At 66.8% G+C, this 26,135-nt stretch carries 21 protein-coding genes; 9 read left to right on the top strand and 12 right to left on the bottom strand.

What is annotated here, in order from left to right; translation table 11 throughout:
* Nucleotides 1-4 precede the first annotated feature (4 nt).
* The 3 genes from LVJ94_36590 to LVJ94_36580 all read left to right on the top strand — a co-directional run bounded on the left by LVJ94_36590 (nucleotide 5) and on the right by LVJ94_36580 (nucleotide 4,530).
* A complete protein-coding gene (locus tag LVJ94_36590) occupies nucleotides 5-1,996 on the top strand; it encodes a hypothetical protein (protein ID WXB02422.1) in 1,992 nt (663 codons plus the stop codon).
* Nucleotides 1,997-2,083: 87 nt separating this feature from the next.
* On the top strand, nucleotides 2,084-3,868 hold the full coding sequence (locus LVJ94_36585) for a hypothetical protein (GenBank protein WXB02421.1): 1,785 nt from the start codon (nucleotides 2,084-2,086) through the stop codon (nucleotides 3,866-3,868).
* On the top strand, nucleotides 3,865-4,530 hold the full coding sequence (locus LVJ94_36580; GenBank protein ID WXB02420.1) for a Uma2 family endonuclease: 666 nt from the start codon (nucleotides 3,865-3,867) through the stop codon (nucleotides 4,528-4,530). Before LVJ94_36585 ends, LVJ94_36580 begins: the two co-directional genes overlap by 4 nt.
* Here LVJ94_36580 and LVJ94_36575 read toward each other — a convergent pair.
* From LVJ94_36575 to LVJ94_36555, 5 genes are all read right to left on the bottom strand, one after another.
* Entirely contained in the window at nucleotides 4,478-5,446 is a 969-nt protein-coding gene (locus LVJ94_36575) for an ABC transporter permease (protein ID WXB02419.1), read from the bottom strand. The two genes, LVJ94_36580 and LVJ94_36575, sit on opposite strands and share 53 nt — an antisense overlap.
* A gap of 5 nt (nucleotides 5,447-5,451) precedes the next feature.
* Nucleotides 5,452-6,987, bottom strand: coding sequence for a sugar ABC transporter ATP-binding protein (locus tag LVJ94_36570; protein ID WXB02418.1), 1,536 nt, complete (start codon nucleotides 6,985-6,987; stop codon nucleotides 5,452-5,454).
* Between the two features lie 6 nt (nucleotides 6,988-6,993).
* Complete coding sequence (locus LVJ94_36565) at nucleotides 6,994-8,079, bottom strand: substrate-binding domain-containing protein (GenBank protein ID WXB02417.1); 1,086 nt, start codon at nucleotides 8,077-8,079, stop codon at nucleotides 6,994-6,996.
* Between the two features lie 83 nt (nucleotides 8,080-8,162).
* The gene (locus LVJ94_36560; protein WXB02416.1) at nucleotides 8,163-9,815 is read right to left on the bottom strand and encodes an FGGY-family carbohydrate kinase; all 1,653 of its coding nucleotides are present in this window, start codon (nucleotides 9,813-9,815) and stop codon (nucleotides 8,163-8,165) included.
* Nucleotide 9,816: 1 nt separating this feature from the next.
* Nucleotides 9,817-11,334, bottom strand: coding sequence for a hypothetical protein (locus LVJ94_36555; protein WXB02415.1), 1,518 nt, complete (start codon nucleotides 11,332-11,334; stop codon nucleotides 9,817-9,819).
* A 108-nt stretch (nucleotides 11,335-11,442) separates the two neighbouring features.
* On the opposite strand from LVJ94_36555, the gene LVJ94_36550 reads away from it, so the two are divergent.
* From LVJ94_36550 to LVJ94_36535, 4 genes are all read left to right on the top strand, one after another.
* Nucleotides 11,443-13,308, top strand: coding sequence for a hypothetical protein (locus tag LVJ94_36550; protein WXB02414.1), 1,866 nt, complete (start codon nucleotides 11,443-11,445; stop codon nucleotides 13,306-13,308).
* A 138-nt stretch (nucleotides 13,309-13,446) separates the two neighbouring features.
* Nucleotides 13,447-14,577 (top strand): molecular chaperone DnaJ, encoded by a 1,131-nt coding sequence (gene dnaJ, locus LVJ94_36545; protein WXB02413.1) that lies wholly within the window; start codon nucleotides 13,447-13,449, stop codon nucleotides 14,575-14,577.
* A gap of 14 nt (nucleotides 14,578-14,591) precedes the next feature.
* On the top strand, nucleotides 14,592-15,902 hold the full coding sequence (locus tag LVJ94_36540) for a FliI/YscN family ATPase (protein WXB02412.1): 1,311 nt from the start codon (nucleotides 14,592-14,594) through the stop codon (nucleotides 15,900-15,902).
* A gap of 47 nt (nucleotides 15,903-15,949) precedes the next feature.
* Nucleotides 15,950-16,504 carry a hypothetical protein gene (locus tag LVJ94_36535; protein WXB02411.1) on the top strand — a complete coding sequence of 185 codons (555 nt, stop codon included), beginning with the start codon at nucleotides 15,950-15,952 and terminating at the stop codon, nucleotides 16,502-16,504.
* Nucleotides 16,505-16,547: 43 nt separating this feature from the next.
* Here the strand turns inward: LVJ94_36535 and LVJ94_36530 are convergent, their stop codons facing one another.
* Nucleotides 16,548-17,405, bottom strand: a complete 858-nt coding sequence (locus LVJ94_36530) for a hypothetical protein (GenBank protein WXB02410.1) — start codon at nucleotides 17,403-17,405, stop codon at nucleotides 16,548-16,550.
* A gap of 76 nt (nucleotides 17,406-17,481) precedes the next feature.
* Between LVJ94_36530 and LVJ94_36525 the strand changes: the two genes are divergently transcribed.
* Both LVJ94_36525 and LVJ94_36520 read left to right on the top strand, forming a co-directional pair.
* On the top strand, nucleotides 17,482-19,440 hold the full coding sequence (locus tag LVJ94_36525; GenBank protein WXB02409.1) for an ATP-binding cassette domain-containing protein: 1,959 nt from the start codon (nucleotides 17,482-17,484) through the stop codon (nucleotides 19,438-19,440).
* The gene (locus tag LVJ94_36520; protein WXB02408.1) at nucleotides 19,437-20,207 is read left to right on the top strand and encodes an NrdH-redoxin; all 771 of its coding nucleotides are present in this window, start codon (nucleotides 19,437-19,439) and stop codon (nucleotides 20,205-20,207) included. The genes LVJ94_36525 and LVJ94_36520 overlap by 4 nt, the downstream gene beginning before the upstream one ends.
* A 3-nt stretch (nucleotides 20,208-20,210) precedes the next feature.
* Here LVJ94_36520 and LVJ94_36515 read toward each other — a convergent pair whose 3' ends face one another.
* From LVJ94_36515 to LVJ94_36490, 6 genes are all read right to left on the bottom strand, one after another.
* The gene (locus LVJ94_36515; GenBank protein WXB02407.1) at nucleotides 20,211-20,798 is read right to left on the bottom strand and encodes a GNAT family N-acetyltransferase; all 588 of its coding nucleotides are present in this window, start codon (nucleotides 20,796-20,798) and stop codon (nucleotides 20,211-20,213) included.
* Nucleotides 20,773-21,369: a pyridoxal 5'-phosphate synthase glutaminase subunit PdxT gene (gene pdxT, locus LVJ94_36510; protein ID WXB02406.1), complete on the bottom strand. Its 597-nt coding sequence runs from the start codon at nucleotides 21,367-21,369 to the stop codon at nucleotides 20,773-20,775. Before pdxT ends, LVJ94_36515 begins: the two co-directional genes overlap by 26 nt.
* 38 nt (nucleotides 21,370-21,407) lie before the next feature.
* Entirely contained in the window at nucleotides 21,408-22,289 is an 882-nt protein-coding gene (pdxS, locus tag LVJ94_36505) for a pyridoxal 5'-phosphate synthase lyase subunit PdxS (GenBank protein WXB02405.1), read from the bottom strand.
* Between the two features lie 29 nt (nucleotides 22,290-22,318).
* The gene (locus LVJ94_36500; protein ID WXB02404.1) at nucleotides 22,319-23,836 is read right to left on the bottom strand and encodes a PLP-dependent aminotransferase family protein; all 1,518 of its coding nucleotides are present in this window, start codon (nucleotides 23,834-23,836) and stop codon (nucleotides 22,319-22,321) included.
* Between the two features lie 146 nt (nucleotides 23,837-23,982).
* The gene (gene rsmI, locus LVJ94_36495; protein WXB02403.1) at nucleotides 23,983-24,834 is read right to left on the bottom strand and encodes a 16S rRNA (cytidine(1402)-2'-O)-methyltransferase; all 852 of its coding nucleotides are present in this window, start codon (nucleotides 24,832-24,834) and stop codon (nucleotides 23,983-23,985) included.
* A gap of 1 nt (nucleotide 24,835) precedes the next feature.
* Nucleotides 24,836-26,074: an RNA polymerase factor sigma-32 gene (locus LVJ94_36490; GenBank protein ID WXB02402.1), complete on the bottom strand. Its 1,239-nt coding sequence runs from the start codon at nucleotides 26,072-26,074 to the stop codon at nucleotides 24,836-24,838.
* Nucleotides 26,075-26,135: the final 61 nt, after the last annotated feature.

Raw genomic sequence — 26,135 nt, 5'->3', positions numbered from 1 at the left:
GACCATGAATCCTCGGTCGCGCCCCGCCCGCCTTGCTTGGCCTATTCTCGTGTGTCTGCCGGTGGCATCGCTGGCATGTGGTGGCGCGACCCCGGAGCCAGCGCCGCCGAAGCCCGTCGAGAAGGCCCCCGAGCCCCCTCCGCCGCCGGACGTGAGCGCGGTCCCGGCGCCCGCCACCTTGCTTGCCTTCGGACGCGTGCAAAAGCCGGCCGACGTCTTGCAAGTCGTGGGCGGTTGGACGGGGGCGCCCCTCCCGGCCGACGTCGTTACCGAGCTCGTGGCCAGTGCCGCCGTTTCCAGTGCCGCGGATCTCGGGCGGCCGGTGGACTTCGCCGTCGCCACCGATCCGAAAAAGGCCGCGTCGGGCCCGGGGTACGCGCTCTCGGTGGCCCTGCGTCCGCTCGACGAGGCCAAGCCGGTCCTCGAGAAGGCCTTCACCTTGAAGCCCGCGCAGGCGGGCATCATTCGCCTCGAGCCGAAAGGTGCGGCGGAGGACGAGGACCGCCGCGAGTGCGCGATTTTCCCTTCGGTCGATGCGCCGTTTCGCCTCGTGTGCGGGACCTCGGCGACCGCGCTCGACCTCCTGGGACCGTACCTCTCGCGCACGAGTCCTCGCGCGAAGTACGCCTCCGACGTCCACGTCGAAGTGACCCCCGAGCCGTTCCGCCCGATGCTGACGCAAGGGCGAACCTTGATCCCGACCATCATGGGTCAGGTGCTCGGCGTGCGGAAGACCGACAACCCGGGGTCGGAATTGGCGCACGCCGCGCTGGGCGACTTCGTCGACTTTGCCATCGATTTGGATCGCCTCGAGCTCGATGGGAAACTGGCCGAACCCGGCGCCGACGCGACGTTGACCGCGAGCTTCAAAGGACACGAGTCGCTGACCACGCGCCTCGCGGTGAGCCATCCGGAACGTGCGGGCGCGCCGCCGCCGTCATTCTGGCGCATGCCGGCATCCTCCGACGTGGCGCTGTTCCACGGCGCCATCGACGAGAAGGACGTGTCGCATGCGCGCGATCTGACGCTCGATGCCATCGCGAAGCAGCTGGCGAAGTCCTCCGTTCCGGAGGCCGACAAGAAGCTCCTCAAGGATGCGGTGTCGCATACGACGGCGCTCTTTCTCGCGCCCGGCGTGTTCGCCAAGGGGCTCGACGTGGAGGGCGAGCAGAAGGCCGTCGCCGCGGCGAAGTCCAACCGCGAGGACGCCAAGGCCGGGAAGAAGGGGGCCAAGGATCAGAACGAGATGCGGCGTGCCGTGGCCGAGCAGCTCGCGGGCTGGTCGCTGTTTTCCGTCGAGGAACCCATCGCCAAGGTGTCGGGCGTCGTGAAAGAGTTGGGGGCGGCGTTGGCGCGTCCCGGCATCGTGAGGTGGCTCAAGGAAGAGAACCACGGCCTGGCCGCGCCAACCTTGAAGGCGACGACCTCGCCCCGCACCGCCACCCTGCCGAAGGGCACGGTGCACTACGAGCTCACCGTGGTTCACGAGTTGCCCGAGCCTCTGGACGTGGCGAAGAAGCCCGCGGAGACGAAAAAGCCTGCTGCCAAAGAGGCCAAAGCGAAGGTGCAGGGCAAGCCGGTGAAGATGCACATCTTCCTCACGCCCGAGGCCAACCGCACCGTGATGGGCTTCGGCATCGACGATGCGCTCGCAGCCAAGATGCTCGGCGGCGTCTTCGCTTCGGGGCCTACGCTCGAGACGCGTGAGGGATTGGACGAGCTCAAACGCGCCAAGACCAACGCCGGAGGCTTCATCACGACGCGTGGCTTCGTGACGGATAGCCCGCTTTCCTACGTTTCGGACAAGAAGCTGCCCGATCGCGATCCGCTGCGCCCCTTGGGCAATGCGCCCGCGCACGGTGGCGCGGCCATTCCGTTCACGTGGCTCGCGCAGCCGGGGAAAGATGGAAGCGCGGGCTCGTTCGTGGCGACCCTGAAGCTGCCCAAGGCCGCGGTGCAGGACATCGTCTCCGTCGTGACGCAATCGGGGCGATAGATCTGCCGGTTTCTTGCCCCACACGGCGCATGTGAGTACGTGTGGGATATGTCGGGTGTGTCTCCTTATTTAACGATTGCGATCGCGATGCTGGCTCTTTCGCTACCGGCGTCGGGCGCTTCGGCGGCGTACCGCGAGGCACACCCTACGGGATACGACATCCACGCGCGCATCGACGAGGCCGGGGTCGCGCAGTTCGAGCACGCGGTTACCTACCGGGTCATCGCGGGCTCGCTTTCGAGCGTCGATCTCAATGGCATCGACTCGACGGCCGTCCTCGAGTCGCAGCAGGCGACCATCACCGCGGAGGACGGGCATACGGTGCCAGGCCTGGTGACGTTGCAGCCGCCGTCGGGTGATGCGAAGGATGCGTCCATTCGCGTCGATGTGATGGAAAAGCGGGGCCTACGCCGCGGCATCTACGTGATCAAGTTGCGCTACCACGTCGACTTGGTGGCCGCGAACGCCATCACGAAAGATCTCGCGCTGTGGCGCATCGCATGGACGTCGCCTTCGCTTTCCGAGGGCATCGATGGAGAACGCGTGGTCTTCGATCTGCCGGCGGCGCCCACCGAGCCGCGTGCTTGGCGTCCCGACGCGCCGGGCGCTGGGGTAGGGGCGGCTGGTGATGGCATCGTGTCGACGTTGCGCCGGTCCGCGGATCGCGACGAGCTGGAAATCGTACGCCTGCACGTGGCACGCGGCGAGCGTGTGACATGGGGGGCGCGCGTCGATCCGAAGGCGTTTCCCGCGGCGCACTCGCAAGATCTCCGTCCTCCGTCCACGCCGGCGGCACCCGTGGCGGATCGCCTCCACGAAAGCGCACGGGTGGCGTTCGTCGCGCTGGTGGCGCTGGCCTTTGCCTTCGTCTTCGCGAAGAAGGCCGAGCGCACCTCGGAGCTTTTCGTACGCGAGCAGACGATCGAGCGACCGCTCCTGCCGCTCTCGCGTGCCCTCCGCACCGTCGCGGCGGGCGTCTTCATGGCCGCGTGCGCAGCGATGCAGCTCGGCGGGTATGCCACGTGGGGCGGTATCTTTCTCGCGTGCTCCATCTTTGCCATCGCCTACCGCGCGCCGCGCGTGACCTTGCGTCCGCGCGGGCCGGGCAGCTGGTCGATGGTGCGCGAGCGCGAGGCGTTCGCCGCCGTCTCGCGTGCCGGCGACGCTTTCGACGGCTCGACCCGCAAAGGGCGCATCACCTTTGCGATGGCCCTCGGGCTCGCGGCGGGCGGTGCGTTCCTCGTCGAGCGATTCGCGGGGCGCGCCGCCAGCTACACCGTGCTGCTCGATGCCTTGGTCCTGGTGCCGTTGTTCTTCACCGGCACACGCGCGCAGCTTCCGCCGCCGGTGCCGCACGCCTCCGCGGCGTGGCTCAAGTCGCTCTTCGGCGCGATGAAGAAGCATGCCCTCAAGGCTGCGAGCGACGGATTCCGTGTCGTCCCCTGGGCGCGCCACCCACTGGGCAGCGAAGCCCACGACGAGCTGCGCCTGCTCGTTCTTCCGCGGACCTCGATGCCCGGCGTCATCGGCATCGAAATCGGGGCCACCTGGCCTTGCGCCGGCGACGGCCCTTACCTCGCCCCCGAGGTCCTCGTGCGCGTCCACGACGCAAGCGCCGCCGCCGCCCGCCTCGTGACCCTCGCCCCCGAAGTGCGCCCGCTCCCAGGTCGCAAACTCCACGAGCGCGTGGTCCGCCTCACCCCCGAGATCCCCACCTTGGCGGCCACACGCGATCTGGTCCTCTCCCTCGTCCGCAACTTCGTCGACCGCCGCACCTCCAAGGCCAAATGGGAGGGCACGGATCGCCGCGCTTCCGCGAGCTCCCCCACCGAAGCGGCGCAAGCCGCCGCCGGTGGTAAGCTTGCGGGATGAACCGCGGGCGTCCGTCTCGTCCTTACGATCCTACCGCGCCAAACGATCCGGAGGTCGAGGCGGCGTTCGCCGCCGCCCCGGAGTACATGGTGGCCGAGATCCTCGATGGCGAGCTGTTCACGATGAGCCGCCCACGCCCGGCCCATGCGAGATCCACCACGAATCTTTTGGGGGATCTGCATGGCCCGTTCGACCGAGGCGGACCGCGAGGTCCGGGGGGATGGACCTTCCTCATCGAGCCGGAGCTTCATCTGGGCCCTAAGCCCGACAAGGTCATCCCCGACATTGCCGGTTGGCATCGTGACCGGTTGCCAGGCGCCGCGTTGGCAGAGGGCGCACCGGCGGGCATGCTCATCCGTCCCGATTGGGTCTGCGAGGTCATTTCCCCGTCGACGGAGCGCATCGATCGCGGGAAGAAGATGCGCATCTATCGCCGCGAAGGCGTCGGCCACGTATGGCTTCTGAGTCCATCCTCGCAGACCCTCGAGGTGTACCGCCTCGAGCGCGAGCGGTGGGTTCTCGTGGAGACTTACGAGGGCAACGAGGAAGTGCACGCCGAACCCTTCGACGCCATTCCACTCGCCCTCAGCGGGCTTTGGCCTAGTCCCGTCAGTCCCCCTGGCGATGCCGGATCCGATCCAGCCCCACAGCCACCACGATGATGATGCCCGTCAGGATCTCCTGAACCCAATTGGGTAACCCCACGTGGGTGCAGCCCGTCTTGATGATCGTCATCAACAAGGCGCCCAGCACGGACCCGAGCACCGAGCCCTCACCGCCGGACAGCGAGCCGCCGCCGATGACCACCGCGGCGATGACATCGAGCTCGAGGCCCACGGAGTCGGTGGGATCGCCCACGGTGAGGCGTGAGAACTCGAGCACGCCGGCCCACCCGACGAGCACGCCGGCCAGTGCGAACACACCGAACTTCACCCGTGGCACGTTGATGCCGCAAAGGCGCGCGGCCGGTTCGCTCGAGCCGACGGCGAACACGTAGCGTCCTGCCTGGGTCGTCCGCAATAGGAACGCCACCCCCACCGCCAAAAGGACGGTGATCCACACGCCCGTGGGCAAGAGCATCCACTCGCGGCCATCGGGCAATGGTGCGAGCAGTGTCTCCAGGCCGTGCGGCTCGGCGTCGATCTTCTGCTCGCTCGCCATGCCTTTGCAGAGCCCGCGCAGAAGACTCATCGTGCCCAACGTGGCGATGAACGGGACGAACTTCATGTAGCCCACCAGGGCTCCATTGATGGCGCCGCACAACGTGGCGGCGGCGATGCCGGCCAAGGCCGACACGAACGCCCCGTGGCCTCCGCGCAACATCAAGGCAATGGCCACCGTGGTGAGCGCGACGGCCGAGCCCACGGAGAGATCGATGCCGCCGAGCACGATGATCATGGTCATGCCGACGGCGGCGATGCCCACCACCGTCGTTTGCCGCAGCATCGTGACGACCGTGTTCGTCGTGGGGAATGTCTCGTGCGCCAGGGCGGCGAACAACCCGAAGAGCAGCACCACCGCCAGCAGCGGACCGATCCACGCTGCACGAAGTTTCGGAAGGGACAAACCTTTGGACATCGTCGTCATGTATTTCCTTCGGCACCCGTGGCCGCAGCCAAGAGCGCATGCTCCGTCCACGCCGATGCCGGACGGATCTCACCGAGGCGACCGCGGTACATCACGCCGATGCGATCGCAAATGGAAAGCAAATCAGGAAGGTGGCTCGACACCACGAGCACCGCTTTCCCCGAGGCCGCGAGCGCACGAATGTGACGTTCGATCTGCGTCTTGCTGTTGATGTCGACCCCGCGGGTCGGTTCGTCGAGCAAGAACAGATCGGCCTCCTGGTGAAGCAGGCGCGCCAGCGCCACCTTCTGCTGGTTGCCCCCCGAAAGATCGCGCACCTTCTGGCCCACGTCGCGCATCTTCACCGCGAGCATGTCCGTCCACTTCTTCGCGCTATCCCGCTGCTGCCCGTCTTTGACGAACCCCGCGGGTCCCAAGCCCGAGAGCCGCGACATCGTGAGGTTGTCCGCGATGCTCATGCTGAGCAAGAGCCCTTCGCCTTTGCGGTCCTCGCTCAAGAAGCCCACGCCCTGAGCGATGCGCTTCGCCGGCGAGGCCGATCCGCCCTGGCTCGCCACCTGGATGGTGCCTTTCGCCACCGGATCGAGCCCGAAGATCATGCGCAAAAGCTCGGTGCGCCCCGCGCCCAAGAGCCCCGCAATGCCCACCACCTCACCGCGATGCACCGTGAGCGAGGCCGACGACGGCTTCTTCACCCCGGCGGCGTTCTCCACCACCAGCACCGGCGCCTTCTCGGTGTCCTCTTCCTCGCTGCGCACAAGGAGGGCGGCCTCGACGGGGGACGTCCCCGCGTTGCTCGCGTTGCCGCTCATGGCGAGGACCAGCTTCTTCGCCGTGGTCTCCGCGATGGTGCCCTTCTCGGCGACCTGCCCGTCGCGCAGCACCGTGTACACGTCGCATACGCGGAGGATCTCCTCCAAGAAGTGCGAAATGTAGACGATGGAGAGCGAACGCTGTTTCAGCTCGCGCAAGAGCACGAACAACCGGTCCACGTCGCCCGCGGCCAGGGAGCTCGTGGGCTCGTCGAGCAAAAGAATGCGGCACCCGGGCACCGCCAGCGCGCGCGCAATCTCCACCAATTGCCGATCGGCTGGCGAAAGATCCGCCGCGCGCGCATCGAGCGAAATGGTCCCCTCTTTTCCGGTGACCGCTTTCAGCGCCTTCTCGGCCTTCTCGCGCATCTCGCTGCGCCGCAGAAAGCCGTAGCTCGCGGGCTCGATGCCGAGCATCACATTTTCACCCACCGTCATGTGCCCGCAGAGCGAAAGCTCCTGGTGCACGAGCAGCACGCCCGCTTGCCGCGCCTCACGCGGTCCGCTGGGCCGATACGGCGCGCCGCCGAGCTCCATCGAGCCCGTGTCCGGCGTCGCCGCGCCCGAAAGGATGCTCATCAGGGTCGATTTTCCGGCCCCGTTCTCACCCATCAGGGCATGAATTTCCCCGCTACGAACCTCCAGGTCCACGCCGCGCAATGCGCGTGTGGCCCCGAAGGTCTTCTGCAGCCCCCTCGCGACAAGGGACGATCCGTTCACGCTTTCCTACTCGCCGAGCCAGGTCTTGAGATCCGGATGAACGACTTCCTGCGTGTCCGGTGAATCCATGTTCGCCTTCGTGATGAAGACGGCGCCCGTGTCGACGCGCTTCTCGATCGGCTCGCCGCGAAGGTGCTTGGCCATCGTCTTGATGGACAGGTAGCCCATGCGGAACGGGTTCTGCAGAAGCAGCCCGTCGATGTGCCCATCTTTGAGCCCGGCCAAGAGCTTCTCCGAGCCGTCGAAGCCGACGAACTTGATCTTGCCCGCCAAGTTGGCCTTGCGCAGCGCCAGGAGCATGCCGAACGTGCTCGACTCGTTCGGCGTGAAAATGCCCTGGATGGCCCCCGCCGCCGCCTTCTGCGCGCCGAGCAAGTTCTCGCTTGCCGAGAACGCGCTCTCCGTCGTCGCACCCGCGTAACGGTTGTCGCTGACGATCTCGATGTCCTTGGCTTCCTTGATCGCCTCGATGAAGCCTTGCTCGCGTTTCGCCGTGCTCGCCGAGCCCTCTTGGTAGCGGAGCACGATGACCTTCCCCTTGCCGTTGAGGAGCTTCACCATGTTCTGCCCGGCGATCTTCCCCGCGGCGAGGTTGTCCGTGGCCACGAAGCTCACCTGCTGATCGCTCGCGAGATCCGAGTCGAACACCAGCACCGGCACCTTCGCCGCCGTGGCCTGGGTCACCGAATTGACCAGCGCCTTGTCGCTCAGCGGTGCCAACGTGATCGCGCTCACCTTTTGCGAGGTGAAGCTCTCCACCACGTCGATCTGGCCCTTGAGGTCGTCCTCCTTCAGCGGGCCTTTCCAGACGATGTCGACCTTCTCTTCTTTGGAGGCCTTGACCGCGCCGGCATGGACCGACTTCCAGAACTCGTGCGTGGTCCCTTTGGGGATCACGGCGATGGTCGTCTTCTTCGTTGACGCGGCCGAGGTGGTGCCCTCGCCACTGGTCGCAGGTGTCGCTCCGCCTCCGCTGGCGCCACCTTTGTCTTTGTCACAGCCGACGAGCGACGCACCCGAGAGTGCGCCAAAGGAAAGCAGCGCCATCGCTGCCGTGAAACGAACGAAACGGGTTCCTAGACTATGTCGCACGTTCACGACCTCCTTGATACCGAATTGCAGAAAGATGTCCGATGACTCACAAGTCGACCGATGGCATTACGGTCGTTTGCACATCACGCCGGCACGCCGGCCATCAGTGCACGGTAGCGCATCTGGTGCTCGTACATAGCCAGAAAAACCTTGTATTTGCGATCGTGAAAGTCGCGCGATGCGTCTTTTTCGGTCGGCACGACCACACGGCCGGCGCCGCTCATCGCTCCCATGGCGGAGATAATGCTCCGATGATTGCCGGACGCGACCGCGCCAAGGATTGCCGCACCGAGCAACACGGCCTCGGGTTCTTTCGGGACGACGACGTTGCAACGCGTTGCGTCAGCGTGCTGCTGCAAGAACATCGGGTTTTTCGTCCCGCCCCCGCAGGCGACCAACGTCCTAATCGCATATCCAGATTGACTCATTGCGTCGATGATATGACGCGTCCCGTAGGCGATGCCCTGGATGGTGGCCAGGTAGAGGCGCGCGAGCGCATCGACCCCGTCGTCCAGCTTGAGCCCCGAGACCATCCCGCGCGCCGTCGGGTCCGCCCGCGGCGAGCGGTTGCCATGATGGTCCGGCAGCACGTGCAGCTCCCGGGTGAGCTCCCCGGTGAAGGCCGCCCCCGTCTCGCCCGCAAGGGACTCGAGTCGCTCGTTCAGCAGCGTCTCCACCCGCGTTCCACGCCGCGTCGCCTCCTGCGCGAGCTCGGTGGCCCGCGCGTGCGACGCGATCGTAAAATCGAGCAGCGCGCCCGTCGCCGACTGCCCGCCCTCGGCGAGCCACAGCTCGGGCACCATCGCCGATTCGTACGGTCCCCACACGCCTTGAACGAAGCGCGCCTCGCGTGAGACCGCCATGTGGCAGCTCGACGTGCCCCCGATGAGCGCGAGCCGCGTCTGCAACTCGTCCTCGGTGGGAACCATGCCGTCGATGGCCATGCCCAAGGTGCCGATGCCACCCGCGTGCGCATCGATGATGGATACCCCCACGGGTATCCCCGGAACGAGCCCCAGCTCGCGCGCGGCCGTTTCGGTGAGCCCGCCGATGCGCTCGCCCATCGGCCGCACCCGCGTCCCGATGCGCGCGTAGCCCTCGTCGACCAAGTCGCCGAGCCCGATGCTGCGGAAGTACGACGCGTCCCACCCGCCGTTGCGCGCCACGTAGGTCCACTTGCACGTGGTGCTGCACAGCGAGCGCGTGTCGTTGCCCGTGGCGCGGTACGTCAGGTAATCCGGCAGATCGAAGAACTTCCTCGCACGCCCCCAGGCTTCCGGTAGGTGCTCCTTCAACCAGAGCAACTTGGGCGTCTCCATCTCGGGCGAGATGACCCCGCCCACGTACCGCAGCACCTCGTGCTTGCCCGCGTTGATGCGGTTCGTCTGCTCCACGGCGCGGTGGTCCATCCACACGATGACGTTCTGCGCGTCGTGACCGCTGGGGCTCACGCTCACCGGCGCATCGTTCTCCCCCAGCGCCACCAGCGAGCATGTCGCATCGAAACCGATGCCGGCCACCCGCGCCGGATCGATCTTCGCCTGAGCGAGCGCGGCTTTCACCGCGATGGCGCACGCCCGCCAAATGTCGTCGGACGACTGCTCCACGAAGTCGTCGGCCGGTCGAAACATTTCGATGGGATGGGTGCCCATCCCCACCATGGTACCGATACCATCGAAGAGCGCCGCGCGTGCGCTCCCCGTGCCCACATCCACGCCTAGGTAGAACGCGATCATCTCATTGCCCCGAAAGAACGCGCACGCGGAAGCCGAGCTCCTGCGACAGCGCCACCATCTCGTCGAAGACGTCGCCGTAGGCCACCGCCACGTGGTTCGACAGGTAGTGCGCCATCAGCGTCTCCTGCGAAATGCCCATGTCCGCCGCCATGAAGGGCCACTGGCGCGTGGTGCCTTCCCACCACTCGTCGCGCACCTTCGGCGGGAGCTTCACCACCTCGCCGCGCCCGATGTCCATCCAGAGCACGTCGTTTTTGATGTACGCGCGCGCCCAGGTCATCTTTCCGGGCAAGCTCTCGCCGGCGAAGCTTCCGCCCGGTGTGGGGAAGTACAGCGACGGCTGCCGGTACGAGTGCGTGCCCTTCAGCGTGTTCGGATCGTGGTTGAACGCATACGCGCCGCACGAGCCCGAGTTGAGCAGGACCCACAAAAAGCGCCCATCGTGCTCGGCGCCCCAGCGCACGTCGTGGAACATCACGGCTTGATGCAGCCCCTTGTCCTTCAGGAGCCGCTTCATCATTTCCATCGGCACCAGGTTGCCCTGATCGGCCTCCGTGGCCGTCGCGATGGTGTCGCCGTTCGACTCCGGGCGGCACGCCGAGTTGAAGAGGCCCTCGGCCAGATCCGACGGCGGTCGCAGGGGGATCAGCCCGAGCTGGTACTGCCAGCCGAGACCATCGGCCTTGAACTCGTGGATCAAGTCCAGCACCACCAGGTAGTCACGGAGCTGCTCGCGCGTGGCGCGCTCGTCGAAGTCCTCCGCGTCCTTCTCGCCCCAGTGGAAGGTGATGCCCTTCTCTTTGACGAAGGCGAGGGCGCGGTCGATGCGCCCCTCGTCGATGCGCTTGCCGCGGTCGATGATCCACGCCTGGTCGATCTTGTGCTCGGCAAAGCCCACCGAGTGCAGAAGCCGCGGGCCGAAGTACCCGTTGATCATGCCCATCGACGTGTCGCCCAACATGAGGAAGAGCGGCTTGCGCTGCCGGATGCCCGCCGCCACACGTTTGGCACGCGCGAAGGCGTCGGCACTCACGGGGCCGCCGTAGGCGATCTGGCTCTCGCCATACTTGATCTTTCCCGTCTCGCACCACTCGGCGAGCCGGTCCATGAATGCGGGATCTTTGGAGAAATCGGGTGACGACGTCCACACGCGCGAGAAGGGCCGATTGAGCATCTCGAGGCAGGCGCCCGTGTTGAGCAACCCCACGAGGCCGGGCCAGCGGCCGGAGAAATTGCTGGCCAGCAGTAGGGGATTGTCCTTCCCCGCGACCCCGTCACAGGTGTGGGGGCCGTAAAACCAATGGACGCAGACGCCAATCATCGGATCGTCGATGGGGCCGAGCTTTTCGATCGACTCGTGCGGCTTGGAAAGGAAGCCTTCGACCCGGTACGTCTGCCGGCCGAGCTTCTTGAGGGCTGTTTCGAGCTGGACGGTCGCCTCCGTGATGTTCGGCAGGGCAAGCTCATTGGGCTTCTGGCGCGCGTCCCCCGGCCAAAATAGAGCGATCTTTTTCGTCATGCGGCCAGGGTACCCCCGAGTGAAGTGGGTACAAAGTTCCCGCTTGCCGTATTAGCCTCGGAAATTGCGAGCGAGCCCTCCACGGCGGGAGCGCTGCAAAACACGCCAATGGATCCCGTTCTGCCTTCGCATCTTCTCTGCCTCTATGCCGAGCCTCTCGCGGCAGGTCGTCGCGTACTCGTGGTGGGTGACGCAACGCAGGACCTCGGTGCGCGCCTCCTCGAGATGGGGGCGCGTCTGGTTCACGTCTACGACCCCGACCCCGACCGGGTGCGCCGCGCCCAGGCGGACTTCCCGCGCGGTGTCGTCCTCCGCCACCTCCGCGACGACGATTTGGACGTGCGCGATGGGGCCTTCGACCTGGTGCTCGTCCCCGACGTGGCCCTGCTCGAGGATCCCACGTCGCTGGTCGCGCGCCTTCGCCGCGTGGTGGACGCGGAGGGCGCGGTGCTCGTGGCCGCGCGCAACCCGCAAGCGTGGGACCCCGCGCAGGCGCCCGAGACGCGGATCGTCGACTACTACGAGCTGTACGACATCGTTTCGCTGCAGTTCGCATGCGTGCGCATGGTCGGCCAGGTGCCCTTCTTCGGTGCAGCCATCGCCGAACTGGGGGAGACCGACGAGGACCCCGAGGTCAGCGTCCACACCGAGCTGGTGACCGAGGCGGAGCCGCCCGAGTACTTCATCGCGCTGGCGAGCCATTCGGATCACGTGCGGCTCGAGCCGTACGCCATCGTCCAGCTGCCGCGCGATGCGGCGACGGCGCACCTTTCGCTGAGCTCCACGCAGGAAGGCGCCTTCGCGGCCGACCGTGCGGTGCTCGCGGAAGAGGCGATGACCCGCGTGGCCCAGCTCGAGGCGCAACTCGACGAGCAGCGCGCCGAGATCGCGGAGCAGCGGGCCGAGATCGCGGAGCAGCGGGCCCAGCTCGCGGAGCAAGGAAGCCAGCTTGGGGAGCAGAGCGCCGAGCTCGCGCGCCTCGAAGCGGAAGCCTCGCGCGCCCACCGCGTGGGTGAATTGGAGCAAGCCGTCTACGACGCCGGCATGCGCATCCAGCAGCTCGAGGTGGACATCGACCGCCGGCGCGAGCACGCCGTCGCCTTCGAAGAGGCCATGCGCACGGCGGAAGATGCCGCACGCGTCCTCGAGGAGCGCACCCGCGACGCCGAGCAAACGGCGCTGTTGCGTGCGGAACAAGGCGTATCCCTGCTCGCCGAGATCGAGGCGCTCAAGAACTCGCTCGAGGCCGAACGCGCCGCCAATGAGCAAAAGGCGCTGTCCGACTCGGAGGAGGTCGACCGCCTCCTCTTGCAGATCGGCGAGCACGAGGAGCGGTACGGTCTACTCGAGCGCGAATTTTCCCAGATGGCGGAAGCCCACGGCGCCGAGTTGAGCGCGGTGGAGGCGCGCCTCGTCGAGCGCGGGCACCGCATCGCCGAGCTCGAGCGCGAAATCACCCGCCGCGACCGCATCACATTGGGCCTCGTTGCCGAGCTGGAAGAGCGCACACCCCTCGACACGGCCCCTCAGGAAGGTGTCGCCGAAGGAGGAGGCGGGGGCGGTGGCGCGCAAAGCGCCGCGGTCGATCCGGCCCTGCTCGAGAAGCTCGAGAAGGTGGCGCGCGAAAATGCCGACTGGAGCGCGAAGCTCGACGAGATGGCCATCGACACCGCCCGAAGGGAAGGCGAGCTCCACGCGCGGACGTGGCGCATTGCCGAGCTCGAAGGCGAGCTGACCCGGAACGCGTACCGAGCCATCGATCTCGAGCGTCTCACCCGCTTGGAAGACGAGCTCGATATCCTTCGAAGGGCTATCTCCCAGGAACACGACGCCCGCCTGCGGGCCGAATCGGGGGAGGAGCTCACCCGAGCACGAGCCGAGCTCCAACGGCAAGCGGTGCTTCTCGAGCAGCTTTCACGCGAGCTCGATGCGCGGGATCGCGCACGTGCAGTTCAGGACTCGCAAGAAGCCTAACGAGTGACTATAGAAGCCAGGTGATGGTCGACGCCGGGTCCAATTAAGGAGTTTCGTTGACAAGAAACTCGAGCGACTTAACTTGGCGCGGCGAGCCATTCGTGGGCAATCCATTGCTTTAAAACCCCATCGGGTGACATGTCGAAGCGGTGCTATTACGAAGTTCTGGGTTGTTCGAAGGATGCATCTGCCGAAGAACTGCGTCGCGCCTACAAGAAGGAGGCGTTGAAGCATCATCCGGATCGCAACCAGGGTAACCCCAACGCCGAGCAAACCTTCAAGGAGGTGAACGAGGCGTACCAGGTGCTGTCCGACGAGCAGAAGCGACGCATCTACGACCAGTTCGGTTTCGCAGGCCTCGAAGGGCAGGCGAGCGGTGGTCCTGGGGACATGGGCGACGTCTTCTCGCACATGCAGGATCTCTTCGCGGAGATGTTCTCGGGCGGTCCATTCGGCTTTGGTGGCAACCGCGCCCCACGCCGTGGTGGAGATCTGCGCGTCCAACAGCGTCTCTCGCTCCGTGATGCGGCCTTTGGCTGCAAGCGTGAGGTCGTGGTTCACGCCCCCTCGCGCTGCGACGATTGCAGCGGCAGCGGGGCGGCCGCGGGGTCCAAGCCGGAAGCCTGCAGCGGATGCCGCGGCACGGGCCAAGTGTCCACCGCGCGCGGTTTCGTGATGTTCACCGCACCGTGCGCCCGTTGCCAAGGCCGCGGTCAGGTCATTCGCAACGTCTGCAAGTCGTGCAAGGGCGAGGGCGTCATCGCCAAGCCGCGCAAGGTGACGGTCAATTTCCCCGCCGGCATCGACTCGGGCCAGCGCCTTCGCGTGCAAGGGCAGGGCATGCCCGGTCCGGGCAACGTCCCCCCGGGAGATCTCTACGTCGAAGTCGACGTGGAGGAAGATTCGCGCTTCGAGCGCGACGGGACCGACTTGGTGACCCGCGTCAGCGTCGGCTTCGTCGACGCGGCGCTCGGTGCAGAGGTGCGCGTTCCCTCCATCGGCCCCGAGACGGAAAATGGGGAAGAGCCCACCCTCACGGTGAGCATCCCGGCGGGTACGCAATCGGGCGCGGTCTTCACGTTGAAAGGGCAGGGCATCCCCCGGCTCGACGGCCGCGGTCGCGGGTGCCTCATCGTCGTGGTCCAAGTGCAGGTGCCCACGGCGCTCACATCCCGCGCACGTGAGCTCCTGACGATGCTCGACGAAGAGCTTCGTCTGGGCGCCGAAGACGCGGAAGGGGTTTCCCGCCGTCGCGTCGCTGCCAAATAGATCGGGCAGGCGGCGTGCCTGTCGATCTCGACGCCATCAAAGCCAAGCTGGCGGCGACGCCGACGCTGCGTCCGAAGGGGCGTGTGCTCGGCGTGACCGGGCTGGCGTTGCGCTTCACGTTGCCGGGCGCGCGCGTGGGCGATGTCGTCGAAGTGCGCAGGCGCGGCACGCCGCTTCCGTGCGAGATCGTCGGCTTCGCGGAGGGCGAGGTCATCGCCATGCCACTCGGCGCGCTCACCGGTGTCGGCCCGGACGACGAAGTGGAGGCCACCGGCGTCGTCTCCGGCGTGCGCGCCCACGCATCCCTGCTCGGCCGCGTCGTCGACGGCCTCGGTCGCCCACTCGATGGCGGCAGCGACCTTCCCGGCGACGAATGGGTCCCCGTCGATCGCGATCCTCCGCCCGCGCTCGAACGGCGCCGCGTGGACAAGCCCATTGCGACGGGTGTGCGCGTGATCGATGGCCTGCTCACCTTGGGGGAAGGCCAGCGCGTGGGCCTGTTCGCGGGATCGGGCGTGGGCAAGAGCTCGCTGCTCGGAGCCGTCGCGCGCGGCGCCTGGGCCGACGTCGTGGTGATGGGCCTCGTCGGCGAACGCGGTCGCGAAGTTGGCGAGTTCCTCGATCACGCGCTCGGCGATGAAGGCCGCGCGCGCAGCGTCGTCGTGGTGGCCACCAGCGACGTCTCCGCGCTCGAGCGACTGCGCTCGGCGCAAGTCGCCACCGCCTACGCGGAGTACTTCCGCGATCAAGGCGCACGCGTCATGTTGCTCATCGACTCCGTCACGCGCTTCGCGCGCGCCCAACGCGAGATCGGCCTTGCCGCGGGCGAACCGCCCGCCCGCCGCGGTTATCCTCCCAGCGTCTTCGCCGCGCTCCCGCGCCTGCTCGAGCGCGCGGGCCAAGCGGCCCACGGATCCATCACGGCGATCTACACGATCCTCGTCGAGGGCAGCGACATGGACGAGCCCATCGCCGACGAAGTGCGCGGCATCCTCGACGGGCATGTCGTGCTCGACCGCTCGATTGCCGCGCGCGGTCACTACCCCGCGGTCGACGTCACGGCCTCGTTGTCGCGTGTCATGGACGGCATCGTCACCGCCGAGCACCGCAATGCCGCGCGCCGCTTGCGTGCGATGGTTGCCACCTACGAGGCGAAGCGCGATCTCGTGACGTTGGGCGCCTACGCCAAGGGAAGCGATCGCGAGCTCGACGAGGCGCTCCTGCACATGCCGCGCATCGAGCAATTCCTGCGGCAAGACTCCAAAGAACGCGTGCCCTTCGACGACACCGTCGCACGTCTGTCGCGTGTGGTTTTCGGATCCTGAAGACCACATAAAGGCGTCTTGATGTTCCCAGCGCTATAGTAGGCGGCGTGGTTCACGTGCGCGCCAGTGCCATCCGTGCACGACTCGATTGGGTCCGCACCCAACGCGGGCCGGAACACATCGAGCCAATCTTCTCGGCGCTGGATCGCCACGAGTTCGCCATTCGCTCGGCGGTCACGCCGAATCTCTGGGTCCCCTTCGACGCGTACATCGCACTCAACGTCGAAATCGATCGCCGGTTCGGCACCGGCGATCTCGCACTCTGCCGTGTGCTCGGTCGCTACACCGCCGAGGTCAACCTGCCGACGATTTACCGCATCTTCTACAAGATCGGCACGCCGACCTACATCCTCACCAAGGTCGCGGCCGTGTGGAGCTCGCACTACGACTCGGGCAGCGCCTCCATGAGCGTCATCCCGGGCGGTTGCCTGGTGACCATCGAGAACTTTGGCATGCCGCATCGTTGCCACTGCAACGCCGTCCTCGGCTGGATGGAGCAGACGGTGATCATCACCGGCGCCCGATTCATCGATGCACGCGAATCCGCGTGCCGCCTGCACGGCGCCAAGGCCTGCGAGTTTCAGATCTTGTACGAGGCCTAGGCCGTGTGCGGAATCGCACCCGGCACAGGCTCCCGAAGGTCGCCTAGGGAGCGGTATCGAAGGTGATGGGGCCCGCGCCGGTTTTCACGCGGATGCGGATGCGCGGGTTCGGCGTCGCAGCGCCGAGCACGTAGTCTTCGCCATCCTTCGTCCAGCCCGTGACCTTGAGCGGCCCCGCTTCGCTCTTCACCTCGGCGCGTGCGCTGACCCCGTTCGGAATCGCCAGGCGCACCGCACCCGCGCCGGTTTCCAAGTCGAGCGACACCTCGCGCTCCACCTTGCTGCCGAGTGACACGTTGACCACACCGGCCCCCGCGCGCACCCGCAGCTTGGAGGCACCGAAGCGTCCCACGTCGGTCAACGTGACATTGCCTGCACCCGTCTCCACGTCGATCGTGTCAGCCGCCATCGGGTTCGGCGCGCCCTCGCCCACGCGAACGGAGCCCGCGCCATTGCGCACGGTCAGCGAATGAACCGCCAGCCCGCCCAGCTCCAGATCGACCGACGATGCGCCGCCCGACACCGTGAGGGCCATCGGCGTGGTGCCCAATGTGAGGCGATAGTCCGCAATGAGGCCCGTGCCCCACTTCGAGGCGTCCACCCCGGGTTTACCTTGCGACACCGTCAGCTTGTACCCGGCCGTCGATACGGCGGGCGCCAGATCGCTCACGTTGGTCTTCGCCGCGCCGCCCACCACGTGCACCCCGCCCGGGGTCACGTGAAGATCGCCCTCTTGCATCTCCAGGTGAACTTCCGCCGGGTGCCCGGGGTCGCCGGGGGCGTCGGCCACCACGTCGTAGGTCTGCAGCTCGCCCACCGACTTTTTGCATGCCATGCACGTGAGCCCGCCAGCGATCGCGACCGTAGCCAACGCCAGAGGAAGCCAAAAGGAGCGCCGCATGGGCCGAGATTAGCGGTGCCGCACGGGCTTTCCTAGCGAGTTCTGGTCGTGCGGTCGTGCTACATCGAACACCGCTATGACCGTGCTTCAAGTCGCTGACGTCCGCTTCGGATACGCCGGCGATTTCCTCTTCGAGAACGTCACCTTCAGCCTGGCCCTCGGCGAGCGGGCATCGCTGGTAGCGCCAAATGGCGCGGGAAAATCCACGTTGCTGCGCCTCATCGCGCGCGAAATCGAGCCCGACCGTGGCTCCGTGGTCATCCGCAAGGAAACCAGCTTCGGCTACTACCGCCAATCGCACGAGCTCCCTCCGGCCGGCGACGTCTTGGAGGCCTTTCTCTCGGCCTTCCAGGACATCGTCGAACTCCGGCACGAGCTCACGGAGGCGCAGCATGGCGCCGCCTCGGGCGATGCGCGGGCCCTCGAGCACCTCGCCCACGTGAGCGATCGCTACCACGTCGCCCGTGGCGACGAGCTCGAGCGTGAGGTCGCCATTCTGGCGCACAAGCTCGGCTTCTCCGACGCGGACCTCGCACGCCCCGTGGCGTCGCTCTCCGGCGGCGAGCGAGGTCGCCTGCAGCTGGGCATCGTGCTCGCGCAAAAGCCGGATCTGCTGCTCATCGACGAGCCCACGAACCACCTCGACCTGGACACGATCACCTGGCTCGAGGACTACCTGATTCGCTACCGCGGCGCCGTTCTCGTCGTCTCCCACGATCGCGCCTTTCTCGACCGCACCTGTCCGCGCACCTTGGAGCTCGGCTCGCGCGGTCTTCGCGACTACCCGCTCAAGTACACCGACTACGCGGTGGCCCGCGAAGAGGATCTCGCCCGCGAACGCGCGCTCTTGGAGCGCCAGCAGTCGATGATCGACAAGACGGAAGACTTCATCCGCAAGAACATCGCGGGCCAGAAGACCAAGCAGGCGCAGAGCCGCCGCAAAATGCTCGATAAGCTCGACCGGCTCGAGCGCCCCGAGGACGTGTGGCAAGTCGCCGACCGCATTGCATTCCGCTTCGCGCCGGCCAACCGCAGTGGCGACATCGTGCTCGATGCCAAGAGCCTCGCGGCCGAACGCGGCGGACGTCCTTTGTTCTCGGGCGTCGACCTGCTCCTGCGCCGCGGAGAGCGCATCGGCATCGTGGGCCCCAACGGCTCCGGCAAGAGCACGCTGTTGAAGCTTCTCGCCGCGCGCGGCGCATCGGACGATCGCGGCACGGTGAAGCGAGGCACCAACCTGCAGGAGGGCTACTTCGACCAGCACCTGGGCGAGGTCGATCCTTCGCGCACCGCGGTGGAAGAAGTGCGCCGCGTGCGGGGCGACTTCACGGTGGAGGCGGCGCGCCAATACCTCGCGCGCTTTCGCTTCTGGGGCGATCATCCCTTGCGCACCGTCTCCGGTTTCTCCGGCGGCGAGCGCTCGCGTCTGGCGCTGGCCAAGCTGCTGCTCGAGCCGCGCAACCTGCTCTTCTTGGACGAGCCGACGAACCACTTGGACATTCCAGCGGCGGAAATCCTGGAGGAGGCGTTGGTCTCGTTCGAGGGCACGGTCATCCTGGTGTCGCACGACCGTCGTTTTCTCGAGACGGTGGCCACGCGCATCGTGTCCGTGCGCGATGGGCAGGTGGAGATCTACCAGGGCGGGTTCTACGACTATTCGAGCCACGTCGCGCAGATGGCGGCCGAGCAGGCCGCGGCCGAGGAAGCCGCGAAAAGGCCTGAAAAGAAGGCCGAGAAGAAACCCGAACCGCAGCCCACCAAGGAAACGAAGGCCGACGCTGGCGGGCGGCAGTCGTTCGAGGCCCAGCGCAAGGAGGCGCGCGACCGCGAGCGCAGAAAGCGACGCCTCGAGGAGCTGGAAAAGGGCATCGCCGCGGCCGAAAAGAGCCTGACCGAGATGCGCGCCCAGCTCCGCGAAGACCCCGGCGGCGATTGGGCAAAGCTGGCCGAACGGGCCAAGGCGGAGCAAGCTCTGAGCAAGAAGGTGGACCAGATGATGACGGAGTGGGCCAGTCTGTCGGAGGAAGCGTCGTGAAACCGTCGGTACCGTTTTTCCGGCTCGTTCTTCTCTTGGCCCCCCTTCTTTTGGTCATGGGCCTCGCCGTCACGGGCTGCAAGAAACGCGGCGGCGACGTTTCGGCCGACAAGGCCGCCGCCTCGGAAACCGTGCCCTTCACGGTTTCCGACGCCAGCGAGGGGCTGCTCCTCACCTGGATCGACGAACACGGCGACTTCCACGTCGAACAGCGCGCGGCCGACGTGCCGCTCGTGGGACGCGACGCCGTGCGCGTGGTCGACCCTTCGCGCGACGAGGGCACCCATCCCGAGCGCATCTACGTCGCGGATCTGCGCACCGCCCAGCCCGACGGCAATTACTTGGTCAAGCCGATGACCAAGGCGCAATTCGACGATATGGCCGTCGCCCGCCGCAAAGGCAAGAGCGCACTCTTGGAGCCGAAAGCGCCCTCCGAACAAGGCGCGCAGCCGGGCCAGCCCCCGGGGCCCGTCGCCCCGAGCGGCGGGGGAGAGCCTTCGGATCCCAACGCCCGCCCCGCGGTCATCATCTACGGCGCCGAATGGTGCGGCCCGTGCCACCAAGCCGCCGCCTACCTCCGCAAAAAGGGCATCCCCTTCGTCGAGAAGAACATCGAGGCCGATCGCGACGCCGCTCGCGAAATGCACGCCAAACTCGCCAAGGCTGGCCTGCACGACGGCTCCATCCCGGTCCTCGACGTCCGCGGCAAAATGATGGTCGGCTTCAATCCCCGCGCCGTCGACGAGGCCCTCGGCGCCGCGATGTAGCGTTCAACCGAAGCGCGCGAGGCGTTCGGTCAATCCGCGCTTCACGTCGGGCCATTCTTCGCGGATGACGCTGAAGAAGATCGCATCGCGCACGTACCCGCTCGGGTAAATCGAGTGGCGCCGTAACGTGCCCTCTTCCTTTGCGCCCATTTTCAACATGGCATTGCGGGAGTGCGCATTGCGCGAGTCGCATTTGAGCTGCACGCGATTCAAATTCAAATCTTCGAAGGCGTGATTCAACAGCAATCGTTTGCACTCGGGATTCACGAACGTGCCACGCGCCGAGCGGACGTACCAAGTTCCGCCCACCTCGAGCGATTGGTTCGGTAGATCGATCGCGTGGTAGCGGGTGCTGCCCACGATTTGGCCATCGCTCAGGCGGCGAACCGCGAAGGTGAGGGCCTGCTCGATGGGCGCATTCACGATGTCGCGGAACCAGCGGCCGACGTCGCCGTGTTCAAAGCTCATATTGAACTTCGACACGGGCTCGTCGATCTGATCCTGAATCTGCTCGAACTCGCCGCCGTGCGAGGCGGCGAGTGGTTCGAGCCGGACGAAGCGCCCCTCAAGCGTGAGGGGCGTGAGACTCATTCTTGGACTGCGCGATGGCATGGGCTTGGCTCTTTCGGAAGGCGAGTCGGTAGACGTACGGATCGTTCGTCAGCTCGGGGTGAAACGTGGCGCACGTGACGTTGCCCTGGCGAATGAGCACGGGCTCACCGCGGAAGCGGCCCAAGACATCGACGTTCTCCCCCACATCGAGGATGCGCGGCGCGCGGATGAACACCAACGGGTGCCCTTCGTCCGACATCGCCTCGAAGCTATCGATCTGCCGTCCCCACGCATTGCGCGCCACCCGCACGTCGACGAACCCGAGGCTGCGTTGCTCGGGCTGGGTCACCGTGCGCGCCGCCAGAATGAGCCCCGCACAGGTGGCGAGAATGGGATGCCCCGCCACCGCGAACCGCATCAGCGACCACTCCAGATCGAACCGGTCGATGAGCTTCAATTGCACGGTGCTCTCGCCGCCGGGAAGCACGAGGCCATCGATGCCCTCGAAGTCGTCCTTGCGGCGCACCAAGGTGGTCTCGTGCCCGAGGCTCCGGGCCATCTCCGCGTGTTTGTCGAATGCCCCCTGCAAAGCCAATATGCCAATTCGCATGATGCCTTACCGCCTGCCGTTAGGTTTTCGAAGTGGAGTCATCGCCCTCGTTCGGCGAATCGCTCGTGCGTGAGCAGCGACGCCGCCTGCACGGATTTCATCGGTTGGCCGAGGGCGGTGCTCACCTCGGCCAGTTTGTCGGCGTCTTGCCAATAGGTGGCCGCGGTGACGATGGCGCGTGCTCGCTTCGGCGCGTCGTCGCTCAAGAAGATGCCGCTGCCGACGAAGAGCGCCTCGGCGCCGAGCGCCATGCACAGTGCCGCGTCGGCCGGGGTGGCGATGCCGCCCGCTGCGAAATTCGGCACGGGCAGCTTGCCGGTTTCCTTCACCTTGAGCAGCAGCTCGACCGGCGCACCCAGGTTCTTGCCCTCGCTCACCAGCTCGTCCACTTCCATGACGCTCACGCGGCGGATTTGCGTGCGCAGCTTGCGCAGGTGCTTCACGGCCTCGACCACGTCACCCGTTCCGGCCTCGCCTTTGGTGCGCAAGAGGGACGCGCCCTCGGTGATGCGGCGAAGGGCCTCGCCCAGATCGCGGCAGCCGCAGACGAACGGCACGCGGAACGACGCCTTCTCGATATGGAACTCGTCGTCGGCCACGGTGAGGACTTCGCTCTCGTCGATGAAGTCCACGCCGAGCGCCTCCAGAATGCGCGCCTCGGCGAAATGGCCAATGCGGCATTTGGCCATCACGGGGATGCTCACAGCCTTTTGAATCGACACGATCATCGCCGGGTCGGACGCGCGGGCCACGCCGCCTTCCGCGCGGATCTGCGCCGGCACACGCTCGAGAGCCATCACCGCGCAGGCCCCGGCGTCTTCGGCGATCTTCGCCTGTTCGGCGTTGACCACGTCCATGATGACGCCGCCCTTGAGCATTTCGGCGAGTCCCAATTTCGTCGTGTTGGTTGCCTTTTTCATATCTCGATCTCCACGTCTTCCCTGGTTGCTCAAACGACTTCCACCACCGCATCTGCGGCGTGCCCATCCACCGAACGCGGCATCTGGGCCATGACGGCTTTGAATGCTTTTCCGAGGCGCCGCGCGCCCTCGGCCAGCCTTTCCGGCGGCTCGGCGCAGAAGGTCACGCGCAGCGCCGGCTCGGCCTCGGCCTCCACCGAATAGAGGCTGCTCGGCGTCACCTGCACGCCATGGCGGAACGCCTCCTCGGTGACCCGCTCCGGATCGACGGAGCGGGGAAGACGCAGCCAGAGAACGACCCCGTGGTACGGCGTGTTCCACCGAACCTCGGGCGGCAGCGCCTTGCGCAGCGCGGCCTCGAGCGCGTTGCGCCGTGTTTGGTACTCGGGCAGCACACGGTTCATGTGCGCGCGCAGGTACCCGCGCTCCATGAACTCCGCGAGCGCGTGCTGGAGGAGCGCCGACGTGCCCAGGTCCGTCACCCGCTTCAGCGAACGAAGCACGTTGCGGATCGGCCGCGGACAGACCACGAAGCCAATGCGCAGCGCCGGAATGAGGCGCTTGCTGAACGTGGACAGGTGAATCACGTCTCCATCGAGCGCGCGCAGGGACGGAGGGAGCGGCTGCCCATCGAGGCTCAGGCCCGCGCCAAAGTCGTCCTCGATGAGCGCGATGCCCGTGGCGTGCGACCAGCGCACCAACTTGTGGCGGCGCTCCGCGGAGATGGTCATCCCCGTGGGGTTGTGCCCATTGGGCATCAGGTAAAGCGCCTTCACGTCGGAGCGTGCAAAGCGCTCCAGCGCGAGAAGATCGGGCCCTTGGCCATCGTTGGGCACGCCGATGAGGCGCGCACCCGCGACGGAGAAAAGATCGACGGCGCCCGAGTACGTGTTGCTATCGACCAACACGGCCTCGCCCGGGTTGACCAGCGCGCGCGCAATCAAGTCGAGCGCCTGCTGGCTCCCGGTGGTCACCAGAATGTCGTCCAAGGTCGCGGGCACGCCGCGCAGGCTCAGATCATGCGCAATTTGCTCGCGAAGGCGTCGCACGCCGTCGGGCGGCGCGTAGTTCATCGCCCGCGCGCCCATGTCGTTCATCACGCGCTCGATGCATCGCTGCATCAGGTCGTCCGGCAGCAGATCGAGCGACGGCTGCATGCGCGACAGGTTGATCACGTCGCGCCCCTCGACGTAGCGCGCCATGCGCTCGGCGCGGTTCAAGCTCTCGATGCGCGAGGCGCGCGAGAGAAGGGACGTCCACGGCAGCATCGAACCCTCGAGCGTGCGCGCGCGCCCGACGTGTGACTCCGCGGGGGGATGCGCCTGCTGCTCGACGAAGGTGCCGCGTCCCACGGTGGACGAGACGAAACCGGCGGCCTCCAGATCGGCATAGGCCCTGGCCACCGTATTGCGGTGCGTGCTCAAGGTGCGCGCCAACACACGGGTCGGCGGCAGCTTGTAACCCGGCGGGAAGGCATGCGTCTGAATGCGCTCCACGACCTGGTCGAAGATCTGGCGGTAGATGGGATCCTCTCGTCGAGGGTCCACGCTCAGCCCGACATCTTGGCTCAATTGGACCTCCAATTGGCCTAGTTGTATGCCCAACCGAACCGTGAATCCACGGCCGGCCGGCATTTTCCGCAAGTATCAATTGTGCCAATGTCTCGGGTCGACTGCGGCCAATCGAGCCGTGCTCAGCCTTCGAGCCGCTGCTTGCGGGCGATCACGCGGCCATAAACTTGTCGCTTCGGCCGCCCGCTCCACGCGGCCAATCGCTCCGCAATGGCCCGCGAGTGTTCGCCTTGGGCCAGCGCGAGATCGATCTTCTCGTCGAGCGCCGCATCGTCGATGGCGCCTTCGCGCGCGGAGACCTCGTGCGGGCCCAGCACGAGGGCGACCTCGCCGATCCACGCATGCTTCAGCGCGACCAGCTCGCGCAAGGTGCCGCGTAGAAACTCCTCGTGCAGCTTGGTGAGTTCGCGCGCCACGCACGCCGTGCGATCCGGCGTGGCATCGGCCAGATCGGACAAGGTCGCATTCGTGCGGTTCGCCGCCTCGAAGAGCACCACCGTCTCCGGTGTGTCGCACGCGCGCGCGATGGCGTCGCGCCGCGTGGAGCCGTCGCGCGGCAGAAAGCCCAAAAAGCGAAAGGCCCCGCCCACGAGGCCGCTCGCCATCAGCGCCGCCAGCACCGCGCTCGCGCCCGGCACCGGCACCACGGTGATGCCGGCTTCGATGGCCGCGCGGACCAACGAATCGCCCGGATCGCTCACCAGCGGCGTACCTGCATCGGTCACGAACGCAACGTCCTCACCCGATTGCAGCGCGTCCACCAGCCGCGCAATTTCGCGCGGGCTCGAGTGGGCGTGCAGCGACTCCAGCGCCCGCGGCGAAATCCCGAAGTGGGTCAACAGCTGCCGCGTGCGCCGGGTGTCCTCGGCGGCAATGCGGGCACACGCGCCGAGCAGTCGCAGGGCGCGCGGCGTGATGTCCTCGAGATTTCCGATGGGCGTGGCTACGACGTAAAGCCGTCCCGCCTCCGCCATGCTAGTTGGCCTCGGCCGCGTCGCCCATTTCGTCGCGCAGGAACTCGCGCAGGCGCATGGTCAGCCGCTGCTCGAGTTGCCGCACGCGTTCGCGCGAGATGCCGAAGCGATCCCCCAGCTCTTGCAGGGTGAGGGGCTCGTCCGCCACGAGCCGCTCGTCGAAGATGGCCAGGTCCTTCTCCTTGCCGGCGAGGGTCTCGCGGAAGGCGCCCAGCTTCTCCTTGAGCAGCGCGTGAAGCTCCTCGTCGGCCATGAGCGTCTCGGGCCCTTCGAGCCCGCTCGGCATCATGTCGACCTTGGCGATGGCGCGCCCTTCGGCGTCGCCCACGGGGGCGTCGAGCGACTTTTCGCTCGAGGTGAGGCGCACGTCCATGTCGGCGACCTCGCTCTCGGGCACGTTGAGCCGCTTGGCGATCTCCTCGTGCGTCGGGTCGATGCCCATGGCCTGCAGCTCGGCGCGCTTCTTCCGCAGGTTGAAGAACAGCTTGCGCTGCGCCTGCGTCGTCCCGAGCTTCACCAAGCGCCAATTGTTGAGGATGAACCGCAGGATGTACGCCCGGATCCACCACGCGGCGTACGAGGAGAGCTTCACCCCACGGTACGGGTCGTAGCGCTTGACCGCTTGCATGAGGCCGATGTTGCCCTCCTGCACGAGGTCCATGATGTTCTTGTACGCGCGGCGGTACTCGTAGGCGATTTTCACCACGAGGCGGAGGTTCGCGGTCACCAGCTGCGCCGCCGACCTGGGATCCTGCGATTCGACGAACCGCACCGCCAGCTCGTGCGTCTCTTCCGGCGTGAGCAGCGGATGGCGCTGGACCTCGCGCAAATACGCGGCCATGGGATCGAAGCGGGCGATCGACGTCGCCGCCTCCGACACCGGTTCACGCTCCGACGGGAAGGGGGCGGCCGTGGAATCGGCGCCGCTCTCGATGATCCCGTCCTCCATCTCCATGTCTTCTTCCGCGGAAAGCTCCGCGGCGGGGCTCGATTCGGTCCCCATCTCGCTTTCGGGGCTGCCTTCTTCCGTCGGCTCCGCGGTCCCGGCTTCGCTTTCCGGGTCGCGCTCTTCGTCTCGCCCGCCGCCTTCGCGAGAGGCAGAGGCACCGGCAGGCGTTTTCGAGGTACGCGCCGCCGTGTTTGCTTTCGAGGTGCGCTTTGCGCGGCCGCCCTTTGCTGGGGTGCCCGCAGTCGCGGTCGTTTCCGGCTCGTCGGCCGTAGCAGTGTTGGTTTTTCTCATTCGCGGCACGATGGGAGGATCGTAGTTTATGGTCACAGCTACCGCGACAACAATCCCCCAC

It is taken from the genome of Sorangiineae bacterium MSr11367, assembly GCA_037157805.1.
Classification (GTDB): domain Bacteria; phylum Myxococcota_A; class Polyangia; order Polyangiales; family Polyangiaceae; genus Pendulispora; species Pendulispora rubella.
The sequence above is the reverse complement of the archived record's forward strand: the minus strand, read 5'-3'. Positions and strand labels throughout refer to the sequence as shown.

Bases quoted from the DNA above. Each gene is read 5' to 3' on its own strand.
- LVJ94_36590 (WXB02422.1), top strand. From the start codon at position 5: ATGAATCCTCGGTCGCGCCCCGCCCGCCTTGCTTGGCCTATTCTCGTG.
- LVJ94_36585 (WXB02421.1), top strand. From the start codon at position 2,084: ATGCTGGCTCTTTCGCTACCGGCGTCGGGCGCTTCGGCGGCGTACCGC.
- LVJ94_36580 (WXB02420.1), top strand. From the start codon at position 3,865: ATGAACCGCGGGCGTCCGTCTCGTCCTTACGATCCTACCGCGCCAAAC.
- LVJ94_36575 (WXB02419.1), bottom strand. From the start codon at position 5,446: ATGTCCAAAGGTTTGTCCCTTCCGAAACTTCGTGCAGCGTGGATCGGT.
- LVJ94_36560 (WXB02416.1), bottom strand. From the start codon at position 9,815: ATGATCGCGTTCTACCTAGGCGTGGATGTGGGCACGGGGAGCGCACGC.
- LVJ94_36555 (WXB02415.1), bottom strand. From the start codon at position 11,334: ATGACGAAAAAGATCGCTCTATTTTGGCCGGGGGACGCGCGCCAGAAG.
- LVJ94_36550 (WXB02414.1), top strand. From the start codon at position 11,443: ATGGATCCCGTTCTGCCTTCGCATCTTCTCTGCCTCTATGCCGAGCCT.
- dnaJ (WXB02413.1), top strand. From the start codon at position 13,447: ATGTCGAAGCGGTGCTATTACGAAGTTCTGGGTTGTTCGAAGGATGCA.
- LVJ94_36530 (WXB02410.1), bottom strand. From the start codon at position 17,405: ATGCGGCGCTCCTTTTGGCTTCCTCTGGCGTTGGCTACGGTCGCGATC.
- LVJ94_36525 (WXB02409.1), top strand. From the start codon at position 17,482: ATGACCGTGCTTCAAGTCGCTGACGTCCGCTTCGGATACGCCGGCGAT.
- LVJ94_36515 (WXB02407.1), bottom strand. From the start codon at position 20,798: ATGAGTCTCACGCCCCTCACGCTTGAGGGGCGCTTCGTCCGGCTCGAA.
- pdxT (WXB02406.1), bottom strand. From the start codon at position 21,369: ATGCGAATTGGCATATTGGCTTTGCAGGGGGCATTCGACAAACACGCG.
- pdxS (WXB02405.1), bottom strand. From the start codon at position 22,289: ATGAAAAAGGCAACCAACACGACGAAATTGGGACTCGCCGAAATGCTC.
- rsmI (WXB02403.1), bottom strand. From the start codon at position 24,834: ATGGCGGAGGCGGGACGGCTTTACGTCGTAGCCACGCCCATCGGAAAT.
- LVJ94_36490 (WXB02402.1), bottom strand. From the start codon at position 26,074: ATGAGAAAAACCAACACTGCTACGGCCGACGAGCCGGAAACGACCGCG.